Genomic DNA, 6,709 nt, shown 5'->3' with positions numbered 1-6,709 from the left:
GAAACTGGCAGGAATAAATTCAGATAAATCAAGATATTGATCGAGCATTTCAAGGAATTGAGGTTTATCATTTTGAGCCCAATCTTTGGCCTGTTCATAAAGATCACCGAAAGACAATTGCTTTTTAGAATTAAAAGACATTATGATTTCCTCCTTTTAGTGTGTGGTATTTTTAGTATTTCTAACTATATTATACCATATCTTAAGGAGGAAGTCACCAAAAATTTATGTCATGAGCCCTGTTATTTCGGGCCTTAGACATTATACAAACGACTAATGATGATATTTATCATTAAAGGAGGAAAAAATGAACAGTAATAATTTAAATAAGAAGGAAAAAAGTCTAAAAGATCTGTTGCGGCCTGAAGTCAGGGCAATTTCTCCTTATCAGGGAGAAAAGGATAATTTTGAGGTGAAGATTAATTTATCAGGAAACGAATCTCCCTTTGACCTGCCCCAGGAAATTAAAGATAAGTTTAAAGCAGAATTTGACCAGCACGATATTAACCGCTATCCTGAGATTTATTCGGAGAGGCTGCAGCAGAAGCTGGCTTCCTACCTCAGCAGAGAGTTAGCGAAATCGGTCAGTACTGAAGAAATAATTATCGGTAATGGTTCTGATGAAATCCTTGATATTTTAATCAGAAGTTTTGTCGAGCCAGGAGATGTAGTACTTTCTCAGGCTCCAACTTTTTCGATGTATCAGTATTTTACAGAATTAAGTGGGGGTCAGTATGTGGAAGTACCTCTGGATAAGAATTTTAATTTTGAAAATTTAAAGGCTAAAATTGACAAACTGGGGCCAAAACTGATTTTTCTCTGTTCTCCCAATAATCCAACTGGAGAGATTATTCCGCGGGAGCTGATCTTAAAACTGGCTGATTATTTTGCTGGCCCGCTGATAGTCGATGAAGCTTATGCTGATTTTAATGATTTTGATCTGATGCCTGAGGTAGAAAATTATCCCAACCTGGCAGTAACTAGAACTTTTTCCAAAGCATTTGGCCTGGCCGGGATTCGTTTTGGCTATCTCTACGGTAATCAGCTGCTGGTTGAAGAACTCAAAAAAGTCCTAAAACCATATAATTTAAACAGTCTGACAGATCTGCTGGCTTGTCTAATCATTGAAAATGATGATATTATAAAAGAAAGAATTGAATTTATCAAAGCTGAGCGGCAGAAGCTTTATCAGAAGCTGAACTCTTTTCAGGGCTGGCAGCTCTATCCTTCAATGGCCAATTTTTTATACATAGAGGGAGAAAAGACTTTAGAATTTAAAAAGATTTTAAACAGCCGGGGAATTAAAATTAGATCTTACAGTAAAGAACCGGCGGCATTGAGAATAACGGTTGGCAGCAGCGAAGAAAATGAGGCTGTGCTTGCAGCTTTTGCAGAATTTAAGCAGCAAAATTAGGAGTGATTTATAATGAGTAGAGATCGGGTAGCAGTTGAACAGCGAAAAACTAAAGAAACAGAGATAATTGCCAGTGTGAATCTGGATGGAGAAGGCAGAAGTGATATTAAAACCGGGGTTGGCTTTTTTGACCACATGTTAGACCAGATTGCCCGCCACGGTAATATTGACCTGGAGCTTTCGGTCAAGGGTGACCTTCACATTGATCAGCACCACAGTATTGAAGATACTGGAATAGCTCTCGGCAAAGCTTTTGCCAAAGCTCTGGGTGACAAAAAGGGAATCAGCCGCTTCAGCAGTGCACTAGTACCTCTGGATGAAACACTGGTCAGAGCGGTAGTTGATATCAGCGGCCGTCCTTATTTATATACAGATCTTCCCTTTACAAGAGAAATGGTTGGAGATTTTCCTTCGGAGATGGTAGTAGAGTTTATGCGGGCTTTTGCCTTTAATGCGGGGATTACCCTCCACTTAGAAATTTTGCATGGTGATAACTGTCACCATCAGATTGAGGCGGTTTTTAAGGCTCTGGCCAGAGCTCTTAAAGATGCAGTTAAAATTGAATCAGATAAAATACCTTCCACAAAGGGTGTGCTCTAAGTGATTGCGATAATTGATTATGGAGCTGGAAATTTAAACAGTATTCAAAAAGCACTGGAGTTTGTGGGGGAAGAGACGGTTATCTTAGAAGAAGGAAAAGTTGAAGAGCTAGCTAAATATGATGGGCTGGTGCTTCCCGGAGTAGGAGCCTTCCCCGGAGCAATGAAGAGGTTAAAAGAAAATAATTTTGTTGATTTTATAGAAAAATTTGTAGCCACTGGTAAGCCATTTTTGGGTGTCTGTCTGGGAATGCAGCTTTTATTTGAGTGTGGATTTGAGGATCAAAAGACTGCCGGCCTGGGCCTGCTTAAAGGCGATATTATCAAAATGGAGACTGAGTACAAGGTTCCCCATATGGGCTGGAATCAGCTGGAGATAATAAAGGATGATCCTTTATTTAAAGATTTACCTGAAAATCCTCATTTTTATTTTGTTCATTCCTATCAGCTGGCAGAAGTTACAGATGAGGTTTTAGCTGCAGTTGGTTATGGATCTACTGTACCGGCAGTGATCAGAAAAGATAATGTAATTGCTTTTCAGTTTCACCCGGAAAAAAGCGGGGATAATGGAATTCAACTTTTGCAGAATTTTAGGGAGTTGTTATAGATGATAGTATTACCGGCAATCGATTTGAAATCAGGTGAGGTAGTCAGGCTCAAACAGGGTGATTTTGATCGTAAAACAGTCTACAGTCAGGACCCACTGGCCGTGGCAGAAGATTTTGCCGCCAAAGGTGCCGAGTGGCTGCATCTAGTTGACTTGGATGGAGCAGCTGCAGGAGAAAGTCAGAACTACGCAGTAATCAAAAAAATTGCAGCTGAAACTGAGCTCAAAATTCAGACTGGTGGTGGGATTCGCAAAAAAGAAGATGTCAGGCGGCTTTTAGAGATTGGGGTAAAAAGAGCCATAATTGGAACCCTGGCTGTTAAAGATCCCGAGCTGCTGGCAGAGATGATTGAAGAATTTGGAGCAGAAAGTATTTTAGTTAGCATCGATGCTCGCGATGGTAAAGTTGCCACTTCTGGCTGGCTTGAGGCAAGTGAGAGAGATATGCTGGATTTTGCCAGAGAGATGGAAGCCCTCGGGGTTAAATATATTTTGTATACCGATATCGGCCGGGACGGCATGCTCAGCGGACCAGATTTTAAAGGTTTAAGCAGGCTAAAGGAAGAAACTGAGCTGAAGATAATTGCCTCCGGAGGAATCAGTTCCAATCAGGATTTATATGACCTGGCAGCAGATAATTTTTACGGAGCAATTACCGGTCAGGCGATTTATCAGGGAAAAGTTGATCTAAAAGAAGTCTTAAAAAAGCTGGGTGAAAAAGATGCTTAAAAAAAGAATTATCCCCTGCCTGGATATTAAAGACGGCAGGGTAGTTAAAGGTGTAAATTTTGTTGAATTAAGAGATGCCGGAGATCCGGTAGAGTCAGCCAAAGAATATAATGATCTGGGGGCAGATGAGTTAGTTTTTTTAGATATTACTGCAACCAAAGAAAAACGTAAAACTCTGGCCGAGCTGGTAGAAAAGGTAGCAGCTCAGGTTTTTATTCCGCTGACAGTTGGTGGAGGAATCAGAACTGTAGAAGATATGCAGTTTATTCTCCGGGCGGGAGCAGATAAGGTTTCAGTAAATTCAGCTGCAGTTAAAAATTCAGAATTAGTGCGAGAGGGTGCGCTTAAATTTGGCTCCCAGTGTATAGTTGGAGCAGTTGATGCAGCAAAAAGAGAATCAGGAGAGGGCTGGGAAATATTTATCCACGGCGGCAGTAAAGAGACCGGAATCGATCTAATTGAATGGGTCAAAGAATTAGAAAGTCTGGGGGCAGGAGAAATCCTCCTGACCAGCATCAATGCTGATGGAACCAAAGAAGGTTTTGACCTGGAGATGCTGCAGGCGGTGACTGATACAGTCAACATTCCAGTTATTGCTTCCGGAGGAGCAGGCAGTATTCAGCATTTTATAGATGTTTTTAAAAAAACAGGTGCTGATGCAGCACTGGCAGCCTCAATTTTTCACTTTGGAGAAATTGCAATTAAAGATGTTAAGGCGGAGCTCGAAAAAGCTGAAGTTCCAGTCAGGATTGAAGAAAAATAAATTTTGAAGCTTGTAGCGAAGAAAGGACAGGGTGATTTAGTGCTCGAAATAATTGATAAATTAGAAGAGATAGACTTTAAATTTAATCAGCAGGGTTTAATGCCTGCTGTCGTTCAGGATTATCAGACTAAGGATGTACTGATGGTTGCTTATGTTAATGAGGAATCTCTTAATCTGAGTTTAGAAAAAGGAGAAACAGTTTTTTACAGCCGCTCCCGTCAGGAAATATGGCATAAAGGAGAGACTTCTGGTAATACCCAGGAAATAAAAGAAATTTATTATGACTGTGATCAGGATACAATTTTATTTTTGGTCGATCCAGCCGGACCAGCCTGCCATACAGGCAAAACTTCCTGCTTTTACCGCAAAATTGCAGAAGACACTGATGCTAGAGCTGAAGAAATGATGGAAATGCAGCAGCAGGCTCAAAAGATAGAATCAGAGTTCGAAACCGAAAAAGTAGTTGATTTTCTCTATGATCTAATTTTGAGCCGCAAAGAAGAAATGCCGGAAGGATCTTATACAACTTATCTCTTTGAAGAGGGTATTGATAAGATTTTAAAGAAAGTCGGAGAGGAATCAGCCGAGGTGATAATTGCCTCCAAAAATGAGCCAGATGATGAGCTGATTTACGAATCAGCAGATCTAGTTTATCATATGCTGGTCTTGCTTGCCGAAAGGGGCATCACTCCCGACCAGATAAGAGCAGAACTTAAAAAGAGGCATAAGTAAAAATTATACGTACCAACTTATATGAACCAGGTCCAAAACGGCCGTTTTGGACCTGGTTAAAAAGAATACTTTCACATAAGGTACCGGACATTTGGATGAAATATCCAAGTAACCGGTACCTTATTTTTTTATTAGTGCCTTTTTAAAGATTTTATGCTATAATATAGTAAAACAGTTGGGTTAATTTTTGCTGAACTTGTTGATGCTAAAGGAGAAAATTCTGTGCAGTACCGCTTTTAGGAGGGACTAGATTGGAAAAATTGTTGAGCAAATTTAAGTACATAATAATTATACTGCTGGCCCTGATCATGATTTATATATTTTCAACTCAATACACCAACATTAGAGAAGTAGTAGAAGACAAATATAACAGTCAGCAGCAGCTGGTTGAGAAAAATATTATTCAGACAGTAAATTATATCAATGATGCCTATAAAATTGCCGAGCAGCAGTTGAACGCTGAGATGCGAGAGTATTCTGAGCTGATGGTGGAAAAATACCGGGATAATCCAGATGTCAATAGCTGGGATTTAGAAGAGATGCAGCAGAATTTCTCAGGATATGATATTTATATCGTTAACCGGGATTTAAAAATTATCAAAACTACCTATCAGGAAGATCTTGGTCTTGATTTTTCTAAATTTGGCAGTTTTGCCACAGTTTTGCGAGAACGAATGACAGGCAGTGAATTTGAGGTTGATCGAATCGATATTTCAACTCAGGCTGGCGAGATAAAAAAGTACAGCTATATGCCGAGTCCGGATAATCAGTATTTATTTGAGCTCAGTGTCAGCATTGAAGATCAATATCCCTCCTTTCAGAGTTTAAACCTGTTTAAAGAGGCAGCAGCTTTAACATCAGAATATGAGCTTGTAGAAGATATTGCTTTTTACAGTGTGGAGCCAATTAACCACCAGGTAGCTAAACTAAGGAATAGTAAAAAACCCTATTTAAATCCTGATGTGCCAGAATTTGAAGAAGGATTAGCAAGACAGGCAGTAATTAATAATTCTCTGCAGGAAAATTCCCGGAATATAGAGGAAATTCAGCACAGTTATCGCTTTTTCCCGGCTTTAGTAAGTGACGACGAAAATGAGCAGGGCTGGAATTCTTATGTGGTGGGAATAGTATATAATGATCAGATAATGCAGTCAGAAATAATTGGACATAGAAAATTATTTGCAGTAAATATAGTTTTACTGGCAGCGCTTTTTGCTGGTTTTATAGCTATTGTAGTTTACTTATTAAAAAAGTTTGAGCACCAGGCCTATCACGATAAACTAACCGGACTGGCAAATCGAAAATACTTTGTAGAAGAGTTTAAAAAGTTGAAGGAGAAAGCTGATTTTTCAGGAAATAATATCGGAATTATTTTTATTGATATTGATGAATTTAAAGAAATAAATGATAATTATGGGCATGATATGGGAGATAGAGTTTTAAAAAGTATTGCTTCCAGAATGGAGAACAGTCTAAAAGCTGATGATTTAAAGGCGCGTATGGGTGGAGATGAATTTGTGATTGCTCTGTCTGATCTGAGTTCCAAAGATAAGGTCATCAAAGTGACAAAACGACTAGTTAGAGACCTAAAAAAACCACTTTTTGTAGATAGCAAAGAAATTTCTATTAGTATTAGTGCAGGTGTTAGTTTTTATCCTGAAGACAGTAAAGATTTAGAAGTGTTAATTAAAAATGCTGATGCTGCAATGTATAAAGCTAAGAGAAAAGATATTGATATTGAAAAAAATTAGATAAAAAAGTAGTATATAGTTTAAAAAGGCGGAGAAATCTGCCTTTTTTATTTAATAGATTTTAGAGAATTATATAAAATGTAATTAAATTATAAAATTCAAACACCAATTTTA

Annotated in this window: 7 protein-coding genes; all 7 read left to right on the top strand. The window is 38.6% G+C overall.

Annotated elements, in window-relative coordinates:
• Positions 1–307: 307 nt before the first annotated feature.
• The 7 genes from hisC to CI949_RS04460 all read left to right on the top strand — a co-directional run bounded on the left by hisC (position 308) and on the right by CI949_RS04460 (position 6,595).
• Entirely contained in the window at positions 308–1,414 is a 1,107-nt protein-coding gene (gene hisC, locus CI949_RS04490; protein ID WP_108142466.1) for a histidinol-phosphate transaminase, read from the top strand.
• 12 nt (positions 1,415–1,426) lie between these two features.
• The gene (gene hisB, locus CI949_RS04485) at positions 1,427–2,014 is read left to right on the top strand and encodes an imidazoleglycerol-phosphate dehydratase HisB (RefSeq protein WP_108142464.1); all 588 of its coding nucleotides are present in this window, start codon (positions 1,427–1,429) and stop codon (positions 2,012–2,014) included.
• Entirely contained in the window at positions 2,015–2,620 is a 606-nt protein-coding gene (gene hisH, locus CI949_RS04480; protein ID WP_108142462.1) for an imidazole glycerol phosphate synthase subunit HisH, read from the top strand.
• On the top strand, positions 2,621–3,349 hold the full coding sequence (hisA, locus tag CI949_RS04475; protein ID WP_108142460.1) for a 1-(5-phosphoribosyl)-5-[(5-phosphoribosylamino)methylideneamino]imidazole-4-carboxamide isomerase: 729 nt from the start codon (positions 2,621–2,623) through the stop codon (positions 3,347–3,349). It begins immediately after the preceding gene.
• Positions 3,342–4,112 (top strand): imidazole glycerol phosphate synthase subunit HisF, encoded by a 771-nt coding sequence (gene hisF / locus CI949_RS04470; RefSeq protein ID WP_290763340.1) that lies wholly within the window; start codon positions 3,342–3,344, stop codon positions 4,110–4,112. The genes hisA and hisF overlap by 8 nt, the downstream gene beginning before the upstream one ends.
• A 48-nt stretch (positions 4,113–4,160) precedes the next feature.
• A complete protein-coding gene (hisIE, locus tag CI949_RS04465) occupies positions 4,161–4,844 on the top strand; it encodes a bifunctional phosphoribosyl-AMP cyclohydrolase/phosphoribosyl-ATP diphosphatase HisIE (RefSeq protein ID WP_365941435.1) in 684 nt (227 codons plus the stop codon).
• Positions 4,845–5,095: 251 nt separating this feature from the next.
• Complete coding sequence (locus tag CI949_RS04460) at positions 5,096–6,595, top strand: GGDEF domain-containing protein (protein ID WP_290763337.1); 1,500 nt, start codon at positions 5,096–5,098, stop codon at positions 6,593–6,595.
• Positions 6,596–6,709: the final 114 nt, after the last annotated feature.

It is taken from the genome of Halanaerobium sp. (assembly GCF_003070835.1).
The sequence above is the reverse complement of the archived record's forward strand: the minus strand, read 5'-3'. Positions and strand labels throughout refer to the sequence as shown.